We start from the raw sequence: 21130 nt of genomic DNA, 5'->3' as shown, positions 1-21130 counted from the left end.
TCGCGCGGAGACCCGTCCGGTCAGACGGAGGCGGGCGTCGGCCGCTCGACGGGCGTCGGAGTCGGCAGGGCCCGGCCGAGTCGTACCGCGAGCAGCGCGGCCACCGCGATGAAGCCGGGCAGCAGCAGGAACGCCAGGTGGGCGCCGACGCCGTCGGCCACCCAGCCGAGCGCGACCGGCGCGATCCCGAAACCCACACCCATCGAGTACGCCGACCAGCCCGCCGCCTGATCCGTGGCGTCACCGGCGACGGCGAGGGCGAGCGAGATGGCCAGCGGGTAGTGCAGGGCGTTGCCCAGCCCCAGCACCACCAGGCCGACGACCGCCAGCCAGCCGACCGAGGCGACCCAGAAGAGGGCGAATCCCGCCAGCGACACTCCCAGCGCGGCGAGCAGGAGGGGTACCGGGCGGAGCCGGAGGGCCACCCGGCCGCCGAAGATCCGTCCGACGAACATACCGGCGACGATCGCAGCCACCGCCGCGGAGGCGGCACCGGGTGCCATCCCGGCGTGTACGCGCAGCACGTCGGCGGTCCACAGGGACAGGCAGACCTCGATCGAGCCGGTGACCGCCATCAACACCCAGGCGATCCAGTACGCCTTCGGCAGTCGACGCGTACCGGCGGAAACCGACGCCCTGTGCGGCTGGACGACGGCGACCCGCGGCCCGCGTACGCGTCGGGTCAGGGCGGCGACGGCGACCAACGCGATGAGCGCCACCACGATGGACATGCCGGGCCGCCAACCCCAGCCGGCGTTCACGCTGAGCCCGATCACCAGCGGGGCGAGGATGCCCATGCCGGCGCAGGCGGCGTTGGCCTCGGCCAGGGCCGCCGGAGCGGCCGATCCGTGCCGGGTGGTCAGCACCACGTTCACGCCGCTGACGATCAGCGTCCCGGCGGTGGCGATCACCATGACGATGGCGAGGGTGGCGGGTAACGGGCGCAGCAGGGCCAGCCCGCTCACCCCGGCGGCGACGCCGACCAGCCCTAACCAGATCGTCGGCGCCCGGCCGAACCGGCGGGCGACCGGGGCGAACAGCGCGCCGCCGGCCAGCGCACCGGCCGCGAGGGCGGTGCTGTGCAGCCCAGCGACGGCGGCGCTGGTGCCCTGCTCGTCGCGCAGCAACGGCACCACCGGACCGAAGCCGTAGAGGAAGAAACCCCACAGACCGAGCTGGGCGTACGCCAACCAGGTGATCCGGTCGTGATTGAGGCGGGGCACGCGCCCACGCTACAAGCGGGAGCGCGCGCCCGACCCGTGCTGAGAGCGAACTCTCCGCACGCTGCGCTGCGATGTTAAGAAGGGGCCCGTGCTCTACCGCAGGCGTTAATAAGGTGCCCTTCCTTTCACCCGGTCAGCGGACGCTGCGGGCGAACTGGCGGGCTGCCCAGTAGACGCCGGCAGCGGCCAGGATCGCGATGATGGTCAGCCCCTGCCAGACCTTGTCGTTGCCGATGTCGCCGCTGAACAGGGCCCGGGTGCCGTCCACCGCCCAGGAGAACGGGTTCCACTTGGCGATGCCCTGCAGCCAGCCGGGTGCGAAGGCGAGCGGCAGCAGGATGCCGGAGAGCAGCAGCACCGGCTGGGCGACCGTGTTCATCAGCGGGGCGAGCGCGTCCTCGCTCTTGACCTTCAACGCGACACCGTAGGAGACCGCCGAGGTCATCAGCGCGATCAGGGCGAGCATCAGGTACGCCAGCAGCAGGTCGCCGATGAACACGCGCAGGTCGAACAGGAGCGCGAGCAGGGTGATGATGACCGCCTGGACCAGCAGTGACACCACGTCGCGCAGGGAGCGGCCGAGCAGCAGGGCGAGCCGGCTCACCGGGGTGACCCGGGACCGCTCGATCACCCCGGCGCGTAGCTCGGCGATCAGGCCGAAGCCCTGGAACAGGCCGCCGAAGATGGCAAGCAGCACCAGCAGGCCGGGCACGAAGATCTTGTACGCCTCGGCCTGGGTGGGTGCGTTCAACGCCGGCTTGAGCAGCGGGGCGAACAGCAGCAGATACATCACCGGCTGGAAGACGCCGACGAATACCCACACCGGGTTGCGCAGCAGCAGGTGCAGTTGGCGCTGGAAGATCAGCCAGGTGTCGCGGGCGAGTTTCATGAGTTCTCCTGGTCGGGTCAGGACTCGCGCAGCGAGCGCCCGGTCTTGGTGAGGAAGACGTCGTCGAGGCTCGGGCGGTGCAGCTCGATCGACTTGAGGTCGAGCCCGGCACCGTCGACGCGACGCAGGATGCGCGGGATGGCGGTGGCCCCGTCGTCGACGAAGAGCCGCAGCCCGCCTTCTTCGAGCGCCTCCAGCCGGCTGACGTACTCCTCGACGGCGAGCAGCTTCTCCGCCTCGGCGGTGGCGTTGATGCTGAGACCGAGTTGCACCACGTCACCGGAGATCTCGCGTTTGAGCCCGGCCGGCGTGCCCTCGGCTACCACCTCACCATGATCCATGATCGCGATGCGGTCGCAGAGCGCATCGGCCTCGTCGAGGTAGTGGGTGGTGATGAAGACGGTCATGCCGTCGCTGCGCAGTCGCCGGATCTCGTCCCACATGTACGCCCGACTCTGCGGGTCGAGGCCGGTGGTCGGCTCGTCCAGGAAGACGATCTTCGGCTCGTGGATGATGCCGAGCGCGATCTCGACCCGACGGCGCTGACCCCCGGAGTAGGTCTTGCACTTGCGGTCGGCGAACTCGGTGAGCTGGAACGCCTCCAGCGCGCGGACCGCCCGACGCTGCGCCTCGGCCTTCGAGATGCCGTACAGCCGGGCCTGGAGGACCAGTTCCTCCCGCGCGGTGGACTCGTCCCAGGTGCTGCCGCCCTGGGCGACGTAGCCGATGCGGCGGCGCACCTCACCCGGATCGGTGCGCAGGTCGGCACCGGCGATGGTGGCCTGGCCGCCGTCCGGCTCGATCAACGTCGCCAGCATCCGCAGGGTGGTGGTCTTGCCGGCGCCGTTCGGGCCGAGGAACCCGAAGATCTCGCCCGCCGCCACGTCCAGGTCGACGCCGCGGACCGCGTCGACGGTCTTCGTCTCCCGACCGGCCCGGCTGCGGTACGACTTGCGCAGCCCTCTGGTCTCGATCATTGCTTCCCCCGTCCATGGCCGCTGTCGGCCACCATCGTGATCGATAGCCGATCACATCGGTGCGACACCACGCCGGATCGACGCTGGACCAATCCGTGCGCCATCCCACACTGATCGTTCGTTAGGGCCTGCCGGTCGGTCGCTAAACTCCCGGTCAGTAACCTCGGGGAGGAGCCACCAGGTGCGCAAGGTACTCATCGCCAACCGGGGCGAGATCGCCGTCCGGGTGATCCGCGCCTGCCAGGACTCCGGCCTGGGCAGTGTCGCGGTGTACGCGGATTCCGACCGCGACGCTCTGCACGTCACGCTCGCCGACGAGGCGTACGCCCTGGGTGGTGACACCGCCGCGGAGAGCTACCTGCGCATCGACAAGCTCATCGACGTGGCGGCCCGGTCCGGTGCCGACGCGGTGCATCCCGGCTACGGCTTCCTCTCCGAGAACGCCGACTTCGCACAGGCGGTCATCGACGCCGGCCTGACCTGGATCGGCCCCACCCCGCAGGCGATCCGCGACCTCGGTGACAAGGTCACCGCCCGGCACATCGCCCAGCGGGCCGGTGCGCCGCTGGTGCCCGGCACCGCGGACCCGGTCGGCAGCGCCGACGAGGTGATGGCCTTCGCCGTCGACCACGGGCTGCCGGTGGCGATCAAGGCTGCCTTCGGTGGTGGCGGGCGCGGCCTGAAGGTGGCCCGCACGATGGAGGAGATTCCGCAGCTGTTCGAGTCGGCCACCCGGGAGGCGGTCGCCGCGTTCGGTCGGGGCGAGTGCTTCGTCGAGCGGTACCTCGACCGGCCGCGCCACGTCGAGGCGCAGGTCCTGGCCGACCAGCACGGCAACGTGATCGTGGTGGGCACCCGGGACTGCTCGTTGCAGCGCCGGCACCAGAAGCTCGTCGAGGAGGCGCCCGCGCCGTTCCTGACGGCGGAGCAGCGGGCCCAGATCCACGACAGCGCCAAGGCGATCTGCCGGGAGGCCGGCTACCACGGTGCCGGCACGGTCGAGTACCTGGTCGGCAACGACGGGACCATCTCCTTCCTGGAGGTCAACACCCGGTTGCAGGTGGAACACCCGGTCACCGAGGAGACCGCCGGCATCGACCTGGTCCGCGAGCAGTTCCGCATCGCCGACGGCGAGAAGCTGCGCTTCACCGAGGACCCGACGCCGCGTGGGCACTCCATCGAGTTCCGGATCAACGGTGAGGACCCGGGTCGCAGCTTCCTGCCCGCCCCCGGCACGGTCACCGCGCTGCGGCTGCCCACCGGGCCGGGTGTCCGGGTGGACACCGGCATCTCGGCCGGCGACGTGATCGGTGGCAACTTCGACTCGCTGCTGGCCAAGCTGATCGTCACCGGGGAGACCCGCACCGAGGCGTTGGAGCGGGCCCGCCGCGCGCTCGCCGAAATGGTGATCGAGGGGATGGCCACCGCGCTGCCGTTCCACCGCCTGGTGGTCCGCGATCCCGCGTTCACCGCCGAGCCGTTCGCCGTGCACACCCGCTGGATCGAGACCGAGTTCGACAACACCGTGCCGCCGTTCACCGGCGTGGCCGACGCTTCCGCCGGCCCGGCCGAGCGCGAGACGATCGTGGTCGAGGTGGGTGGCAAGCGGCTGGAGGTGAGCCTACCTGCGGGCCTGGCCGCCGGTTCGGCGTCCGCCGCCCCGGCCGCGCGTAAGCCCGCCCGCCGTGGTGGCGGTGCCACGGTCGGCGCGACGGCCGGCGGCGACGCGCTGACCTCCCCCATGCAGGGCACCATCGTCAAGATCGCGGTGGCCGACGGGGACACCGTCGCCGAGGGCGACCTGGTGGTGGTGCTGGAGGCGATGAAGATGGAGCAGCCGCTGCACGCCCACAAGGCGGGTACGGTCAGCGGCCTGTCGGCCGAGGTCGGCGCGGTGATCACCGCCGGCGCCGCCATCTGCACCATCGCCTGAGGTGTAAGGAAGGGCCCCTTGTTAACGCCTGGGGTAGTAAAGGGGCCCCCTTTTAACACGGCACGCCGCCGCACGCGCAGCTCAGCGCAGGGTTTCGGCGGCGACGGCGCACACGGCCGTGGTGAGCGCGGTCAACACCGCCGAGTCGAGTCGCCAGTGCTGCCAGTAGAGCGGGATGTCCACCACCCGGCCCGGCGCGAGGTCCACGCAGCGGCCGGATTCCAGGTCGTCGGCGGCGATCTGCTCCGGCACCATCCCCCAGCCCAGGCCCAGTCGGATCGCGGCGCTGAACGCGGGCACCGACGGCACGTAGTGCACCGGCGGATCGAGGGCACGGCCGGCCAGCGTACGCAGGAAGCGGTGCTGGATGCGGTCCCTGCGGTCGAAGACCACCACCGGTGCGGCGGCGAGCGCCGAACGGGTGAGGCCGTCGGCGAACCACCGTCGCAGGCTCGACGGGGCGGCCAGCGCCCGGTACCGCATCGCGCCGAGTGGGCGTACCCGGCAGCCCTGCACCGCCTCCCGCTGGGCGGTCACCGCGGCCATCACCGCTCCCGCGCGCAGCAGTTCGGCGCTGTGGTCCTGGTCGTCCTGCCGGATGTCGAAGGAGAGTTCCGGTGCGGCGGGCAGCCGGGCCAGGGCGGCGGGAAACCAGGTGGCGAGCGAGTCGGCGTTGACCACGACGGCGACCCGGGTACGGCCGGGGTCACCGCCGAGTGGCCCCCGCGCGTCGGCCAACGCTTCCCGTTCCAGCAGCGCCAACTGCCCGGCGAGGCGGAGCAGCGGGCGACCGGCCTCGGTGGCGTCGCAGGGTCGCTGACGTCGGACGAGCACCTGCCCGACGGCTTCCTCCAGCGCCTTGATCCGCTGGCTGACCGCTGACGGGGTCACGTGCAGCAGCCGGGCGGCAGCGTCGAAGCTGCCCTCACTGACGACGGCGGCGAGCGTACGGAGCTGGGCGGAATCCAGACCGCTCATGAAGCTGTCCTTAACCATCTGAAGAATCTTTAGTTGGACTGATGATCAGGACCGACCCTACCGTCGACCCATGCTCACCTCGGCCGTCGCCGGTTTCTCGTTGTCCATCGCCCTGATCGTCGCCATCGGCGCACAGAACGCCTTCGTGCTCCGCCAGGGCCTGCGCCGGGAACACCTGGTGCCGGTCGTCCTGACCTGCGCGGTGTCGGACGCGCTGCTGATCGGCGTCGGGATCGCCGGGGTCGGTTCGGTGGTGGCCGCTCGACCGGACCTGCTCACCGCGATCCGCTGGGGCGGTGCCACCTTCCTGCTCGGGTACGCGGTCCTCGCCGCCCGCCGCGCGCTGCGCCCCAGCGCCCTCACGCCCGCGCAGCGGCCACCGGCCCGGCTCGGCGCGACGCTGGCGGCCTGCCTGGCCTTCACCTACCTCAACCCGCACGTGTACCTCGACACCGTGCTGCTGCTCGGTGGCATCGCCCAGCAGCACCAGCACCGCTGGTGGTTCGGTGTCGGGGCCGCGCTGGCCAGTGTGTGCTGGTTCACCGCGCTCGGCGCGGGCGCCTACCGGCTCGCCCCGCTGCTCGCGCGTACCCGCGTCTGGCAGGTGCTCGACGGCCTGATCGCGGTGGTGATGGTCGGGGTGGCGGCGGCGTTGGTGCTTGGCTGAGTGGGTGGTTTCGCCCACCACAGGCGGCGCGGTGGCGCATCGGCAGCAATGATGGCCGGGTGCGTTTCCTCAATGGCACGACCCCGGCTCACGACCTGACCTACAACGACGTCTTCATGGCCCCGGCCCGGTCCGAGGTGGCGTCGCGGCTCGACGTCGACCTGGCCACCGGCGACGGTACGGGCACCACGATCCCGCTGGTCGTGGCGAACATGACGGCGGTCGCCGGCCGGCGGATGGCCGAGACGGTGGCCCGCCGTGGCGGCATCGTGGTGATCCCGCAGGACATCCCGATCGACGTGGTGGCCGAGGTGGTCACCTGGGTCAAGCAGCGGCACCTGGTGCACGAGACCGCCGTCGCGCTCGGCCCGACGGACACCGTCGGCGACGCGATCCATCTGCTGCCGAAGCGGGCGTACGGCGCGGTCGTCGTGGTCGACGAGGCGGGCCGGCCGATGGGCGTGGTGACCGAGGCGGACACGGTCGGCGTGGACCGTTTCGCCCAACTGCAGGACGTGATGTCGGCCGACCTGCACACCGTGCCGGCGAGCGCGGACCCGCGTACCGGATTCGACCGGCTCTCCGAGGGGCGGCGGCGGTTGGCGCCGGTGGTCGACGACGACGGGCGGCTGGTCGGGGTGCTCACCCGCCAGGGCGCGCTGCGGGCGACGTTGTACCGGCCGGCCGTGGACGACCAGGGGCGGCTGCGGATCGCGGCGGCGGTGGGGATCAACGGTGACGTGGCGGGCAAGGCGGCGGCGTTGCTGACGGCCGGGGTGGACACCCTGGTGGTGGACACCGCGCACGGCCACCAGGAGCGGATGATCGCCGCGCTGCGGACCGTGCGCCGGCTCGACCCGTCCGTCCCGGTCGCGGCCGGCAACGTGGTCACCGCCGACGGCGTACGCGACCTGGTCTCCGCGGGCGCGGACATCGTCAAGGTCGGAGTGGGCCCGGGGGCGATGTGCACCACCCGGATGATGACCGGGGTCGGCCGGCCGCAGTTCTCGGCGGTGCTCGACTGCGCTGCCGCCGCTCGCGAGCTGGGTCGGCACGTCTGGGCCGACGGCGGGGTGCGCCATCCCCGGGACGTGGCGTTGGCGCTGGCCGCCGGGGCGTCCAACGTCATGATCGGCTCGTGGTTCGCTGGCACCTACGAGTCCCCCGGTGACCTCTACACCGACGAGGACGGCCGCCGTTACAAGGAGAGCTTCGGGATGGCCTCGGCGCGGGCGGTAAGCGCGCGTACCGGCGAGGACAGCCCGTACGACCGGGCCCGGAAGGCGATCTTCGAGGAGGGCATCTCGTCGGCCCGGATGTACCTGGATCCGGTCCGGCCCGGCGTGGAGGACCTGATCGACGAGATCATCTCCGGGGTACGCAGTGCGTTCACCTATGCCGGTGCCCGTACCCTGCCCGAGTTCCACGAGCGGGCGCTGGTCGGTGTGCAGAGCACGGCCGGCTACACCGAGGGGATGCCACTGCCGACGAGTTGGTGACACGGCAGGTCGAAAATAGTTTGGCCCCTGACTGTCAGGGTTCTAATCTGCCGGTATGAAACTGGTCCAACTCGGAGACGTACCGCTCGGCCGACTGCTTGTCGTCGCCGGGCACCTCACCGGCCAGCGATGGAACCGCTACCTCGCCGACGAGCACGGCCTCACCCAGGCCGGGATGGTCACCCTGATGGCCCTCGCCGAGCACGGGGAGCTGCCGCACCGCGCGGTGGCCGAGTTGTGTTTCGTCCGCCCGGCCACCCTCACCGGCATCGTCGACACCCTCGAACGCGACGGCCTGGTGCAACGACGCCGCGACGGCGCCGACCGGCGCAGCATCAAACTCACCCTGACCCCGGCCGGCCGGGACCGGGTCGCCGCGCTCACCGCGATGATCCGGGCTCGACGCCCGCTCACCTCGGTCGACGCCGACCCGGCGAAGGCGGCCGTGATCCGGCAGTTCCTCCTCGAGGTCATCGGCCAGGACGAGTCAGCCGGCAAGCCCGAGGGAGGTCCGACATGCTGATCCGGTTGCTGCTGGCCAATCTGCGCCCGTACCGGCGACCGCTGGCCGTGGTGGTGCTGCTCCAGTTCGTCAGCACGATGGCCTCCCTCTCCCTGCCGAGCCTCAACGCCGACATCATCGACCTCGGTGTGGCCCGGGGAGACACCGACTACATCCTGCGTACCGGCGGATGGATGCTCGCCCTCACGGTGGTGCACATCATCTGCCTCATCGCGGCGGTCTACCTGGGCGCCCGCATCGCCATGGGCTTCGGCCGGGACCTGCGGGCGACGCTGTTCGGACACGTCAACCGCTTCTCCGCCCGGGAGGTCGCCCGCTTCGGCGCGCCGTCGCTGATCACGCGCAACACGAACGACGTGCAGCAGGTGCAGATGCTGGTGCTGATGAGCTGCACCATGCTGGTCTCCGCACCGATCATGAGCATCGGCGGCGTGGTGATGGCCCTGCGCGAAGACGTCGGGCTCTCCTGGCTGATGCTTGTCTGCGTACCGGTGCTGGCGATCGTGCTGGGCCTGATCATCCGGCGGATGGTGCCGAGCTTCCGGTTGATGCAGACCCGGATCGACACCATCAACCGGGTGCTCCGCGAGCAGATCACCGGCATCCGGGTGGTCCGGGCGTTCGTCCGCGAGCCGTACGAGACGCGACGCTTCGCCACCGCGAACGCCGACCTGACCGCCACCGCCCTGCGCACCGGCCGGCTGATGGCGTTGATCTTCCCCGTGGTGATGCTGGTGCTCAACGTCTCCAGCGTGGCGGTGCTCTGGTTCGGCGGTCAGCGGGTCGACGAGGGCGCCATCCAGGTCGGCGCGCTTACCGCCTTCCTGCAGTACCTGATGCAGATCCTGATGGCCGTCATGATGGCCACCTTCATGCTGATGATGGTGCCCCGCGCGGCGGTCTGCGCCGAGCGGATCACCGAGGTGCTGGACACCGACTCCTCGGTGGTGCCCGCCCCGGACCCGGTCGTCGAGGTGACCGGCCGAGCCGAGTTGGAACTACGCGACGTGCGCTTCCAGTACCCGGGGGCCGCCGAGCCGGTGCTGCGGGACATCTCCTTCCGGGTCACACCGGGCAGCACCACGGCGATCATCGGTAGTACGGGTGCGGGCAAGAGCACTCTGCTCTCCCTCATCCCCCGGCTTGTCGACGTGACCGCCGGTGCCGTGCTCGTCGACGGGGTCGACGTCCGGCAACTGGCACCGGAACAGCTGTGGAATCGGATCGGCCTGGTGCCGCAGCGGCCGTACCTGTTCACCGGCACGGTGGCGAGCAACCTGCGCTACGGCAACCCGGACGCCAACGACGAGGAACTCTGGACGGCACTGGAGATCGCCCAGGCCCGGGACTTCGTCGAGGCGATGCCGGAAGGACTGGCGGCACCTATCGCACAGGGCGGCACCAACGTCTCCGGTGGGCAGCGCCAGCGGCTGGCCATCGCCCGTGCCCTGGTCCGCCGGCCGGAGATCTACCTCTTCGACGACTCGTTCTCCGCGCTCGACCTCGGCACCGACGCACGACTGCGGGCGGCCCTGCGGCCGGTCACCGCCGACGCCGCCGTGGTCATCGTCGCGCAACGGGTGTCGACGATCATCGACGCGGACCAGATCATCGTGCTGGAGGACGGCGGCGTGGTCGGGATGGGCCGCCACGAGGACCTGCTGACGAGTTGTCCCACGTACGCCGAGATCGTGGCGTCCCAACGCACCACGGAGGTGCCGGCATGAGCGAGCGCCAGCGAGCGAATCATCAGCTCAGCGCAAAGGTGCCTCATGACGGCACGCAGCGAAGCGGAGTGCCGGCATGAGCGAGCGTGGATCTCAGGCCGCCATTCCGGCGCAGCAGTCGGGCAGCGAGAGTGCGCCGAAACGGCTGCCCGGCGGCGGCCACCGCGGCGGTCCGCACGGCGGCATGGGCATGGGCATGCCCGCCGAGCGTTCCTTGAACTTCCTGCCCAGCGCGCGGCGCCTGATGGGCCGGCTACGTCCGCACCGCCTGCACCTGAGCGCCATCATCGCGCTGGCGGTGGTAAGCGTCGGGCTCACCGTGATCGGGCCGAAGGTGCTCGGGTACGCCACCGACCTGATCTTCACCGGGGTGATCGGCCAGCAGCTGCCGGCGGGCACCACCGCCGAGCAGGCCGTTGCCGCCGCCCGGGCGGCCGGCAACAACAACTTCGCCGACATGCTCGCCCGGATGGACGTGGTGCCCGGGGTGGGCATCGACTTCTCCGCGCTGGGCCGGGTGCTGCTGCTCGCGCTGGGCCTGTACGTGGTGGCCAGCCTGCTGCTGTGGTGGCAGGGCTGGCTGCTCAACGGCGTCGTCCAGCGGACCGTGTTCCAGCTGCGGGCCGAGGTCGAGGAGAAGCTGAACCGGTTGCCGCTGCCCTACTTCGACAGGCAGCCGCGTGGGGAACTGCTCAGTCGGGTCACCAACGACATCGACAACGTCTCGCAGACCCTCCAGCAGACGTTGAGTCAGCTGCTGGCCGCGCTGCTCACCGTGGTCGGCGTACTCGGCATGATGTTCTGGATCTCGCCGCTGCTGGCCCTGGTGGCGCTTGTCGCGGTGCCGCTGTCGGTGGTGGTGACCGGGCAGATCGCCAAGCGGTCGCAGCGCAAGTTCATCGCGCAGTGGACCCACACGGGCGAGCTGAACGGGCAGATCGAGGAGGCGTTCACCGGGCACGAACTGGTGAAGGTCTTCGGTCGGCAGCGTGAGGTGGAGGCGGCCTTCCGCGCCAAGAACGACGAGCTGTTCGCGGCCAGCTTCGGGGCCCAGTTCATCTCCGGGATCATCATGCCGGCGATGTTCTTCATCGGGAACGTCAGCTACGTGGCGATCGCGGTGGTCGGCGGGTTGCAGGTCGCCTCCGGCTCGATGAGCCTCGGCGACGTGCAGGCGTTCATCCAGTACTCCCGGCAGTTCACCCAGCCACTCACCCAGGTCGCCTCGATGGCGAACCTGCTCCAGTCGGGGGTGGCCTCGGCCGAGCGGGTCTTCGCGGTGCTCGACGCCGAGGAACAGCAACCGGATCCGGCGGTTCCGGCCCGGGTGAGCGACCCGCACGGCCGAGTCGAGTTCGAGCACGTCTCGTTCCGGTACGACCCGGACAAGCCGCTGATCACCGACCTGTCCCTGGTCGCCGAGCCGGGGCACACCGTGGCCATCGTCGGGCCCACCGGCGCCGGCAAGACCACCCTGGTCAACCTGATCATGCGCTTCTACGAGTTGGATGCCGGCCGCATCACGCTCGACGGGGTGGACATCACCGCGCTGCGCCGCGACGACCTGCGGGGCCGCATCGGCATGGTCCTGCAGGACACCTGGCTGTTCGGCGGCACCATCCGGGACAACATCGCCTACGGGCGGCCGGACGCGACCGAGGAGGAGATCCTCGCCGCCGCCCAGGCCACCTTCGTGGACCGGTTCGTCCGCAGCCTGCCCGACGGCTACGACACGGTGATCGACGAGGAGGGCAGCAACGTCAGCACGGGCGAGCGGCAGCTGATCACCATCGCCCGGGCCTTCCTCGCCGAACCCTCGCTGTTGATCCTCGACGAGGCGACCAGCTCGGTGGACACCCGTACCGAGGTGCTGCTCCAGCGGGCGATGGCGGCGCTGCGGTCGGAGCGGACCAGCTTCGTCATCGCGCACCGGCTCTCCACCATCCGCGACGCCGACCTGATCCTGATGATGGAGGACGGTCGCATCGTCGAGCAGGGCACCCACACCGAACTGCTCGCGGCGGGCGGGGCCTACCACCGGCTCTACCAGTCGCAGTTCCAGCAGCCGGTCAGCGGCGACGACCCGGTCGCCGTGCCTGCCTGAGGGTGGTGGCCGGGCCGCTGACACGGGACCTGTCAGCGGCCCGGCTGCGGGCCCGGGCATCAGGAACGGGGGACCCGACGCACGCGCGGGCCGCGCGCCGACAACGGTACGCCGCCCGGCGACGTTTCGGCGACCCTCACCCCACACCGGGATATTTAGATATTCGCCGGTAGAAAGCAGTCACATGCCCCAACGCCCGGGCAGTGTCGCTGGTCACGAGGGGGCGGGGTCGTCGTCGGTGATGCCGGACACACCGTCAGGCTCGACACGTATCCGGACCGGCCGCAGCGCGAGGGGACAGTGGTGCCCGAACTACTCACCCAGGTGGCATCACCTGACTGGGCATACCTCCTCCTGTTCGGTCTGCTGGCGCTGGACGCCTTCGTGCCGGTGATACCCACGCAGCTGTTGATGATCACCGGCGGCGCGCTCACCGTCTACGGCGGGCTGGACCTGCCGCTGGCCATCGCCATCGGGGCGCTCGGCGTGTTCACCGGGGACCTGGCCTGTTACCTGCTCGGCCGCAGCACGTCACGGCGTCAGCCACCGCGCCCCGAGGTGACCGGTCGGGCCCGACGGCTGACCGGCCGGCTCGCTGCCGGCCTGCGCCGGCCCGGCCCGACAGGGCTGCTGCTCTGCCGGTTCGTGCCGGGCGGCCGGATGACTGTCTGCTTCGCCTCCGGCCGTGGCCGTTATCCGCTGCGCCTGTTCCTGCCCTACGCCGGTACGGCGGCGGTGGGTTGGGCGTCGTACGGCGGCCTGGTCGGGCACCTCGGCGGCGCGGCGCTGACCGGGTCGGCGTGGCGGATGGTGCTGATCGCGGCGGTGGCCGCCGCCGGCTTCGCGTTGACCGGCTGGGCGCTGGCGTTGATCGCCGCCCGGCTGACCCCGGCCCCCGCCGAACTGCCCGCCGACTGAGGTCAGCCCGTACGGCTCACGGAAGGCCGACCGGCCTCCCTGGGGGGAACACCGGATGACCCGGTCCGGGTGCACCCCGGGTCGGATTTCGGTGCTCGTCCCGGATCCGTCTGGGGTGGGTTCGGCGACAGGCTGAGGCATGCCTGGAATCCGGAACAACGGTGCACTGGCCCTCGGCGGGATCGCCCTCGCCGCGCTGCTCGGCGTCATCGGCCACCTCGGCGTACGGGACCTGGACCCGGTGAGCCTCACCGTCAGCGACTACGCCGTCTCCGAATCCGGCGGAGTCATCCACCTGGCGATGCTGACGCTGGGCGTGGCGTCGGCTCTGCTCGTACCGGCCCTGGGTCGCCTCGCCGGGCCGGGGGCCCGCGCCGGTCGGCTGGGCGCGGCCCAACTGCTGCTCGCGGCGTGGGCCGGTGGGCTGCTGCTGGCCGGTCTGGTGCCGACCAACCCGCCGGGCACCGAGATGGGCACCGCCGCATACGTGCACCGGTACGCCTCGGTGGTGGCGTTCCTCGCCCTGCCGGTCGTCGGCTGGCTGCTCGCCGCCCACCTGCCCACCGGGGCCCGTACCCGCCACTGGCTGCGCGTCCTCGCGGTGGTCAGCCTGCTGCTGGCCGCCACCCAGATCTGGTCCGCCTATCCCGGTGACCGCGCCTTCTACGGACTCATCGAACGGGGGCTCATCCTCAGCGAGGTCACCCTGCTCGCCCTGCTCGCCCTGCTCGCCGTCGCCCTGCCCGCGCACTCTCACGCGCGGACCGGGCGACGGGAGGTCACTCCAGTTCGTGCAGCATCAGTTGCCGGGCGGCCTCGGTGACCGAGCCGGAGAGGCTGGGGTAGATCGTGATGGTCTGCGCCAACTCGTTGACGGTCAGGTTGTTCTCCACCGCCATGGTGATCGGCAGGATCAGCTCGCTGGCCTTCGGGGCGACCACCACGCCGCCGATCACCTGGCCGCTGGCCGGGCGGCAGAACAGCTTGACGAAGCCGTCGGCCACCTCGTCCATCTTCGCCCGGGCGTTGCCGTCAAGCGTCAGCATCACCTGCCGGGCCGGCACCTTGCCCGCGTCCACCTCGTCCTGCGAGACGCCGACGGTGGCCAGCTCCGGGTCGGTGAAGACGTTCGCCGCGACGGTCCGCAGCCGCAGCGGCCGGACCGCCTCGCCGAGCGCGTGCCACATGGCGATCCGGCCCTGCATGGCGGCGACGCTGGCCAGCGGCAGCACCCCGGTGCAGTCGCCGGCCGCGTAGATGCCGGGCACGTTGGTACGGGAGACCCGGTCGACCGTCACGTAGCCGCCCCGGGCCAGTTCGACGCCGTACTCGGCCAGGCCCAGCGCCTCGGTGTTGGGGATCGAGCCGACCGCGATCAGCGCGTGCGAGCCGTACACCTTGCGGCCGTCGGAGAGCTCGACCTCGACGCCGTCGTCGGTACGGCGCACCCCCTCGGCGCGGGAGTTGTTCAGGATGCTCATGCCCCGGGCCCGGAACACCCGCTCGATGGCCTGCGCGGCGTCGGCGTCCTCGTGCGGCATCACCCGGTCCCGGCTGGAGACCAGGGTGACCTGCACCCCCATGGCCAGGTACGCGCTGGCGAACTCGGCGCCGGTCACCCCGGAGCCGACCACGATCAGGTGCTCCGGCAGCTCCGGCAGGTCGTACACCTGTCGCCAGGTCAGGATGCGCTCGCCGTCGGGCACGGCGGTGGGCAGCTGGCGGGGGGTGGCCCCGGTGGCGATCAGCACCGTCGACGCGCCGATCGCGTACGCGGCCTCCTCGCCGTGCGGGGTGACGATCACCCGGTGGGTGTGACCGAGGGTGTCCTCGCCCAGCCGGGCCCGCCCGGAGACGAAGGTGACCCCGGCCTTGACCAGCTTGGCGTGGATGTCGCTGGACTGCGCCAGGGCGAGCCGCTTGACCCGCTCGTTGACCGCCGTGGCGTCGACGGTGACCGCCTCCAGGCCGTCGGAGTGCACCCCGAAGACCTCGGTGTCGCGGTACCCGGTCACCACCTCCGAGCTGGCGATGAACGTCTTCGACGGCACGCAGTCGGACAGCACGCAGGCACCGCCGGCACCTTCGTCCTCCACGACTGTGACGTCGGCGTCCAGTTGGGCCGCCACCAGCGCCGCCTCGTATCCCGCCGGCCCGCCGCCAATGATCACGATCCGGCTCACCACGACCGCCCCTCGTCCATGCTCACAGTGACTTTCTTCTCCCCGGCGCGTGCGACACGCACCGTCGTATTCTCCCCCGAGCGCCCGTCGGGCTATCGTCATCGCCGTGCGTCATTACGCCGCCTACGGCTCGAACCTGGACCCTGCTCGGATGCGTGCCTACTGCCCGCATTCGCCGATGGTGGGCATCGGCTGGCTGGAGGGCTGGCGGCTCACCTTCGCCGGTGAGGACGTCATCGGCTGGGAGGGTGCGGTCAGCACCGTGGTCGAGTCGCCCGGCGACCGGGTCTTCGTGGCCCTCTACGACATCCACCCGTACGACGCCGCCCAGCTCGACGAGATCGAGGGCGTCACCTCCGGCACGTACCGGAAGCTGACCGTCCGAGTGTCGACGCTGGACGGCGACGTGACGGCCTGGGTCTACGTCTTCGACGGCTACGAGGGTGGGTTGCCCACCTCGTGGTACCTCTCCGAGATCGCGAACGCCGCCGAGAAGGCGGGCGCGCCGGACGACTACGTCCTTGAACTGCGGTCCCGCCCCACCGGCACCGCGTCGGCGTAGCGCGTCTCCCACGCCCTCAGTCTGCTACCGGCCGTCCGCACGGCGGGCGTCGACCCCGGAACCCGGGCGATCTGTCCTGGTCGGCCCGCTTTCGTCCCCTGGGCCAGCCAAGAGGTCAGCCCTCGGTGTGCGCCCGGGTCGCGGCGAGCAGCTCCACAAGTTCCGCGCCGCCGGCCGGACCCAGCGCCACGAACGCGGGTGCGACGAGACGGTTGGTCACCGCTTCGGCCCACAGCCGCCGCCGCACCAGCGGCGCGACCGGCGGGTACGGCGGTGGCCACCCGCACGCGATCGCACCGCTCTCCCCCTCCGGCCCGGCCAGCACCGCCTCCAGCGGTGACATCCCGCTGGCGCGTACCGCCACCAGATGGGCGCCGGTGAAGTGCTCCCGCAGCAGGCGCAGCCCGACGGCCAGTCGCGCGCCCGCAGAGGTAGCGGGCAACGGCATGGCCCGCCACGCCGCGAACAACGGCATCGCGCTGGCGTCGGCCGCCGCCACGACCCGTTCCACCAGGTCGACCAGGCGGTCCAGGTGCGGCAGGTCGGCCAGCCGTTCCTCGCCCCACCGGCAGCACTCGACCAGGCTGGCGGCGGCCACCTCCAGCGGTCGCACCGTGCGGGCGGCGGCGTCCCAGCCGTCGGCCACCGCGTCGGGGGCGATGAAGCCGAGCGCGGCGGCCACGGTCTCGGCCCGCACGTCGCCCAGGGCACCGGCCCGGCCGGTGATGTAGAAGGCCCAGCCCGAGATGCCGAGCAGCCGGGCCCGACGCAGTGTGGTGGGACAACGGCTGTACGCGTCACCGAGCGCGAGCACCGCCGGCTTGCTGGCCGCGGCCACCTGTTCCGGAGTCATCCCCGACCGCCGGAAGGCGCATGCGGCCGGCACCCGGCCGAAGGTCCGTCCGTGCGGATACGTCCGTCCGTGCGGATACGTCCGTCCGGGTGAAAGCTGGCCGAAGGTCCGTCCATGAGGAGTCAGTCTGCCGCGCCGCCGCCAGAGCCCGCATCCTCCTCCTCGGCTTCCAGCGCCTCGACCGCGGCTTCGACCTCGCCGGTGCGCCGCCGGGCCGCACCGGCAGCCCGTTCGGCCGCCCGACGGGCCAACCGGGCTCGGCTGAGCTCCTGCTCGGCCACGGCCCGGCGGCGCTCCAACTCGGCAAGTTCCGCTTCGAGCCGGTCCAGGGCGGCGGCACCGTCGCGCTCGGCCGCCGCCGCGCCCGCCAGCTCGTCCTCGGCCCGTTCCTGATCGGTACGGGCCCGGGTCAGCTCCTTGTCCAACGCGCGACGGCGGCGCTCACGTTCGGCGCGGGCCGCCCGCTGGGCCTGCTCGGCGCGCAACGCACCACGCTGGGCCGGTTGTTGCCGGGCCGGTGCGGCCGACGGCGGCTCCTCTCCCCCGGTCACCAGGCGCAGTTGCGGCCGGGGCACCTCGCCGAACCCGGCGTAGTGGGTGGAGCGCAGCAGGCGTCCGGAGCGGACCTGCTCGGCGACCTGCACGTCGGACAGAGCGGCGTTCAGGGTCGCCTCGACCTCGGCCAGCGGCAGCTTCCCGCTCGATGGCGCCCCCTCCACGTCGGCCGCCAGCCGGCGCACCTCGGCGACGAGCGCACCCACCACGGCGCGCCGTTGCGCGGACAGCTCGCGCAGCCGTGGGCCACGCAGTTCACGCTGCGCGGTCCGCAGCGCGTCGGCCAGTTGCACCAGGTCTGCCACCAGCTCAGGGCGGTCCAACGCGAGCAGGTTGACCAGCCAGGCGGCGACGGTCGGCCGACGCAACCGGGCGATCTCCCGGGCGGTACGCGGATCTCCGGCCTGGCGCGCCTGCGCCACGGCGGCGTCCCGGGCCGCGACGAACCGGTCCGGCGGCGTGCGGTAGAGCTCCTCGACGAGATCAGGCGCCGGTTCGGGCATCGGCTCAGCCGTCGATCCGGCTGCCCGGCTCCAGCCGCTGGTACTCGCTGCCCGACAGCGCCGTGTACTGCCGGTCGAGCACCGTGAGGCCGTTCGTGTTGAGCAGCCCGTCGTGCAGGGCGAAGGCCCGACGCGGCGCGACCGCCCGGATGAAGTCGACCACCTCCGAGAACTTCGACCAGGGCGCGTGGATCGGCGCGAAGAGGGTGTCGACCGGTACGTCCTGCGGCACGAAGAGCGCGTCGCCGGGGTGGTAGACGACGTCGTTGAACAGGTAGCCGATGTTGTCCACCACCGGGATGTCGGGGTGGATCACCGCATGCCGACCGCCGTAGGCGCGTACCGGCACCCCGGCGGCGGTGAACGAGTCGCCGGGGTTCACCGGATGCAGCGCCTCGGCCGCGTCGCCCAGCACCGTGGACACTGACGCCGGGCCGTGGATGACGAACGGCCGTCGCTCCAGCTGTCGGTTGATCGCCTCGGCATCGACGTGGTCGGGATGCTCATGGGTGATCAGCACCGCGTCGGCGCCGTCCAACGCCACCGCCGCTTCGCTCAACATGCCCGGATCGACGACCAGCACCCCACCGTCGTGCTCGATCCGTACGCACGAGTGGGCGTACTTGGTGAGCCGCATCGTGATGCCTCCCATATCGAATCGTGACTTCTTCAGCGCAGTCTGCCGGAACCTGTCAGGTGGCGCGGGGCGTCCGAGTTATCACCCCGCAGCCGGGGGTCGGGAAGAGGGGAACGGGGATGAGACTACGAAGAGTCCGTCGGCACCGGACAGCGGCGGCGGGTGCGCTGCTCGCGTTGTTGATGCTCGCGGGTTGTGGCAGTAGCAGCGGCAGTGACGAGGCGACCAGCTCGGACGCGGGTGCCGCCGCACCGCCGATGGCGGACCGGGGGGCCGGTGAGCCGGCGCAGGGCGGGGCCGGCACGGCGACGGACACCCGGGTCGACCAACGCGCGATCATCTACACCGGATCCCTGGAGATCAAGGTGGACGATGTGGAGGCGAAGGCCCGCGAGGCCGTCGCGGCGGCGACCCGGGCCGGTGGCTTCGTCGGCGGCGACCAGCGGCGCAGCGCCGCGGCGGACGCGGTCGCGGAGTTGCAGTTGCGGGTACCGGCCGACCGGTTCTACCCGGTGGTGGAGGAACTCGCCCGGCTGGGCAGCCAGCAGCGTCGGCAGATCGACACCCAGGACGTCACCGAGGAGACCATCGACCTGGACGCGCGGATCGCCACCCAGCGGGCCCGGGTGGACAGCGCCCGGCGGTTGCTGGCCCAGGCCGACTCGATAAGCGACCTGATCAGCCTGGAGAACGAACTGGGCCGCCGGGAGGCCGACCTCGCCTCATTGGAGGCGAAGAAGCGGCGGCTGGCCGACCTGACCGCACTGTCCACGATCACCGTCACGCTTGTCGGCCCGAACGCGAGCACCACCGAGGACGAGGATCAGCTCGGCTTCCTGGTCGGGCTCAGCGGCGGCTGGAAGGTCTTCCTGGCCTCGATGACCGTACTGGTCACCGTGCTCGGCGCGGTCCTGCCGTGGCTGCTGGTGTTCGGCGTACCGCTGGGGTTGCTCTGGTGGTGGCATCGGCGACGCCGGCGCAACCGGCCGACCGGGCCGGCGCTGGTCGCGCCGGTCGGCGCGCCGCCACCGCCCGGGCTGGCCGTGCCGGGCGAGGTCAGCGCTGCGCCGCCAGTGCCTGGAGCGCGGTCTGCACCATGAGCCGTACGCCGGCCGGGATGGCGCGCTCGTCCACGTCGAACGACGGCCGGTGCAGGTCCACGTTGGGCCCGGCGCGGCCGACGCCGAGCCGGGCCAGCGCACCTGGGACGTACTCCAGGTACCAGGAGAAGTCCTCACCGCCCATGCTCTGCGGGGTCTCCGCGACGCCCTGCGGGCCGAGCGCGGCGATGGTGGCCGCGGTCAGCACGCTGATGGCCTGGCTGTCGTTGCTGACCGGCGGACGGCCACGCAGGTACTCGATGTCGACAGTGGCACCGGTCGGGGCGAGGACGTCGCGGACCACCTGGGTGACGATGTCCGGGGCGCTGTGCCAGGTGTCGCGGTCCATCACCCGCAGCGTGCCGGAGGCGGACGCCTCGGACGGGATGACGTTGTACTGGGTGCCGGCGGAGGCGTGACCGAAGACCAGCAGCAGCCCGCTGTTCGCCGGCACGCGGCGGCTGACCAGGGCGGGAACCTCGGTGACGAGCCGACCGAGAGCGTCTACCAGGTCGACGGTCAGGTGCGGACGGGCGGTGTGGCCACCCGGCCCGGTGAGTCGTACGGTGACGTTGTCGGCGGCAGCGGTGATCGGGCCGACCCGCAGCCCGATCCGGCCGACCGGCAGGCTCGGGTCGCAGTGCAGCGCGAAGATCTGCACCACGTCTTCGAGGCCCCCGGCCTCGATCACCTCCAGCGAACCGCAGGGCAGGATCTCCTCGGCGGGCTGGAAGATCAGCCGCACCCGGCCCGGCAACTCGCCCAGGTCGGCGAGCTGGGCCAGCATCATGCCGACGCCGAGCATGACAGTGGTGTGCACGTCGTGACCGCAGGCGTGGCAGACCCCGTCGACCGTGGAGCGGTACGGGACGTCCTTGGCGTCGGCCAGCGGCAGCGCGTCGATGTCGGCGCGCAACGCGATCACCGGGCCGTCCGGGCGGCCGTTGATGTCGCAGATGACCCCGTTGCCCTTGGGCAGCATGCGTGGGTTGAGTCCGGCCAGGGAGAGTTCCCGGGCGATCAGGGCCGCCGTCTCGAACTCCTGACCGGACAGTTCGGGATGCGAGTGGATGTGACGGCGAGTGGCGATCAGGCCCGGTACCCGCAGGGCGAGCAGGTGGTCCAACTCGGCCGGCAGGGGTTGGCCGCCCGGCGGCGGCGCTTCGGACCAGGACGCCACCAACTGTTCGCCGGTGGGCATCGTCAACGCAGTCGTCACGTCGAAATCTCGATCACTAGAAATGGATGGATCATCGGGGACAGCAGACAGGGTAGACCCCTGGTGGTAACTCTGCGCAA

At 71.5% G+C, this 21130-nt stretch carries 19 protein-coding genes; 10 read left to right on the top strand and 9 right to left on the bottom strand.

What is annotated here, in order from left to right:
• Window positions 1–20: 20 nt before the first annotated feature.
• The 3 genes from Vgi01_RS03325 to Vgi01_RS03315 form a co-directional block, all read right to left on the bottom strand.
• A complete protein-coding gene (locus Vgi01_RS03325; RefSeq protein WP_204290102.1) occupies window positions 21–1223 on the bottom strand; it encodes an MFS transporter in 1203 nt (400 codons plus the stop codon).
• 133 nt (window positions 1224–1356) lie between these two features.
• Complete coding sequence (locus Vgi01_RS03320; protein WP_013731559.1) at window positions 1357–2112, bottom strand: ABC transporter permease; 756 nt, start codon at window positions 2110–2112, stop codon at window positions 1357–1359.
• Window positions 2113–2129: 17 nt separating this feature from the next.
• Window positions 2130–3089, bottom strand: coding sequence for an ATP-binding cassette domain-containing protein (locus Vgi01_RS03315; protein WP_102660583.1), 960 nt, complete (start codon window positions 3087–3089; stop codon window positions 2130–2132).
• A 181-nt stretch (window positions 3090–3270) separates the two neighbouring features.
• Between Vgi01_RS03315 and Vgi01_RS03310 the strand changes: the two genes are divergently transcribed.
• Window positions 3271–5022, top strand: a complete 1752-nt coding sequence (locus Vgi01_RS03310; protein WP_102660584.1) for an acetyl/propionyl/methylcrotonyl-CoA carboxylase subunit alpha — start codon at window positions 3271–3273, stop codon at window positions 5020–5022.
• A gap of 81 nt (window positions 5023–5103) precedes the next feature.
• On the opposite strand, the gene Vgi01_RS03305 is transcribed toward Vgi01_RS03310, so the two are convergent.
• Window positions 5104–6000, bottom strand: a complete 897-nt coding sequence (locus Vgi01_RS03305) for a LysR family transcriptional regulator ArgP (protein ID WP_102660282.1) — start codon at window positions 5998–6000, stop codon at window positions 5104–5106.
• 70 nt (window positions 6001–6070) lie between these two features.
• On the opposite strand from Vgi01_RS03305, the gene Vgi01_RS03300 reads away from it, so the two are divergent.
• The 7 genes from Vgi01_RS03300 to Vgi01_RS03270 all read left to right on the top strand — a co-directional run bounded on the left by Vgi01_RS03300 (window position 6071) and on the right by Vgi01_RS03270 (window position 14261).
• Window positions 6071–6667: a LysE/ArgO family amino acid transporter gene (locus Vgi01_RS03300; RefSeq protein WP_204290101.1), complete on the top strand. Its 597-nt coding sequence runs from the start codon at window positions 6071–6073 to the stop codon at window positions 6665–6667.
• Window positions 6668–6726: 59 nt separating this feature from the next.
• Window positions 6727–8166, top strand: a complete 1440-nt coding sequence (locus Vgi01_RS03295; protein ID WP_204290100.1) for a GuaB1 family IMP dehydrogenase-related protein — start codon at window positions 6727–6729, stop codon at window positions 8164–8166.
• A gap of 55 nt (window positions 8167–8221) precedes the next feature.
• Entirely contained in the window at window positions 8222–8689 is a 468-nt protein-coding gene (locus Vgi01_RS03290; RefSeq protein WP_102660266.1) for a MarR family winged helix-turn-helix transcriptional regulator, read from the top strand.
• Window positions 8683–10416 (top strand): ABC transporter ATP-binding protein, encoded by a 1734-nt coding sequence (locus tag Vgi01_RS03285; RefSeq protein ID WP_102660267.1) that lies wholly within the window; start codon window positions 8683–8685, stop codon window positions 10414–10416. Before Vgi01_RS03290 ends, Vgi01_RS03285 begins: the two co-directional genes overlap by 7 nt.
• A gap of 76 nt (window positions 10417–10492) precedes the next feature.
• A complete protein-coding gene (locus tag Vgi01_RS03280; protein ID WP_204290099.1) occupies window positions 10493–12520 on the top strand; it encodes an ABC transporter ATP-binding protein in 2028 nt (675 codons plus the stop codon).
• A 303-nt stretch (window positions 12521–12823) separates the two neighbouring features.
• A complete protein-coding gene (locus Vgi01_RS03275) occupies window positions 12824–13438 on the top strand; it encodes a DedA family protein (RefSeq protein WP_204290098.1) in 615 nt (204 codons plus the stop codon).
• 139 nt (window positions 13439–13577) lie between these two features.
• Window positions 13578–14261: a DUF998 domain-containing protein gene (locus tag Vgi01_RS03270; RefSeq protein ID WP_204290097.1), complete on the top strand. Its 684-nt coding sequence runs from the start codon at window positions 13578–13580 to the stop codon at window positions 14259–14261.
• On the opposite strand, the gene Vgi01_RS03265 is transcribed toward Vgi01_RS03270, so the two are convergent.
• Window positions 14218–15621, bottom strand: a complete 1404-nt coding sequence (locus Vgi01_RS03265) for an NAD(P)H-quinone dehydrogenase (RefSeq protein ID WP_013731548.1) — start codon at window positions 15619–15621, stop codon at window positions 14218–14220. The two genes, Vgi01_RS03270 and Vgi01_RS03265, sit on opposite strands and share 44 nt — an antisense overlap.
• Window positions 15622–15727: 106 nt before the next feature.
• Here Vgi01_RS03265 and Vgi01_RS03260 point away from each other — a divergent pair, with 106 nt between their 5' ends.
• Window positions 15728–16183: a gamma-glutamylcyclotransferase gene (locus tag Vgi01_RS03260; protein ID WP_043719680.1), complete on the top strand. Its 456-nt coding sequence runs from the start codon at window positions 15728–15730 to the stop codon at window positions 16181–16183.
• Between the two features lie 115 nt (window positions 16184–16298).
• Here Vgi01_RS03260 and Vgi01_RS03255 read toward each other — a convergent pair whose 3' ends face one another.
• The 3 genes from Vgi01_RS03255 to Vgi01_RS03245 all read right to left on the bottom strand — a co-directional run bounded on the left by Vgi01_RS03255 (window position 16299) and on the right by Vgi01_RS03245 (window position 18731).
• Window positions 16299–17036 carry an SCO6745 family protein gene (locus Vgi01_RS03255; RefSeq protein ID WP_102660270.1) on the bottom strand — a complete coding sequence of 246 codons (738 nt, stop codon included), beginning with the start codon at window positions 17034–17036 and terminating at the stop codon, window positions 16299–16301.
• 122 nt (window positions 17037–17158) lie between these two features.
• Window positions 17159–18094 carry a hypothetical protein gene (locus Vgi01_RS03250; RefSeq protein WP_204290096.1) on the bottom strand — a complete coding sequence of 312 codons (936 nt, stop codon included), beginning with the start codon at window positions 18092–18094 and terminating at the stop codon, window positions 17159–17161.
• Window positions 18095–18098: 4 nt separating this feature from the next.
• Entirely contained in the window at window positions 18099–18731 is a 633-nt protein-coding gene (locus Vgi01_RS03245; RefSeq protein WP_204290095.1) for an MBL fold metallo-hydrolase, read from the bottom strand.
• A 119-nt stretch (window positions 18732–18850) separates the two neighbouring features.
• Here Vgi01_RS03245 and Vgi01_RS03240 point away from each other — a divergent pair, with 119 nt between their 5' ends.
• Window positions 18851–19831, top strand: a complete 981-nt coding sequence (locus Vgi01_RS03240; RefSeq protein ID WP_204290094.1) for a DUF4349 domain-containing protein — start codon at window positions 18851–18853, stop codon at window positions 19829–19831.
• Here Vgi01_RS03240 and Vgi01_RS03235 read toward each other — a convergent pair.
• The gene (locus Vgi01_RS03235) at window positions 19788–21050 is read right to left on the bottom strand and encodes an amidohydrolase (RefSeq protein WP_204290093.1); all 1263 of its coding nucleotides are present in this window, start codon (window positions 21048–21050) and stop codon (window positions 19788–19790) included. The genes Vgi01_RS03240 and Vgi01_RS03235 overlap by 44 nt on opposite strands.
• Window positions 21051–21130: the final 80 nt, after the last annotated feature.

Origin of the sequence: Micromonospora gifhornensis (assembly GCF_016863515.1) — a bacterium.
Taxonomy (GTDB): domain Bacteria; phylum Actinomycetota; class Actinomycetes; order Mycobacteriales; family Micromonosporaceae; genus Micromonospora; species Micromonospora gifhornensis.
This window is presented reverse-complemented; position numbering and strand designations above follow the sequence as displayed.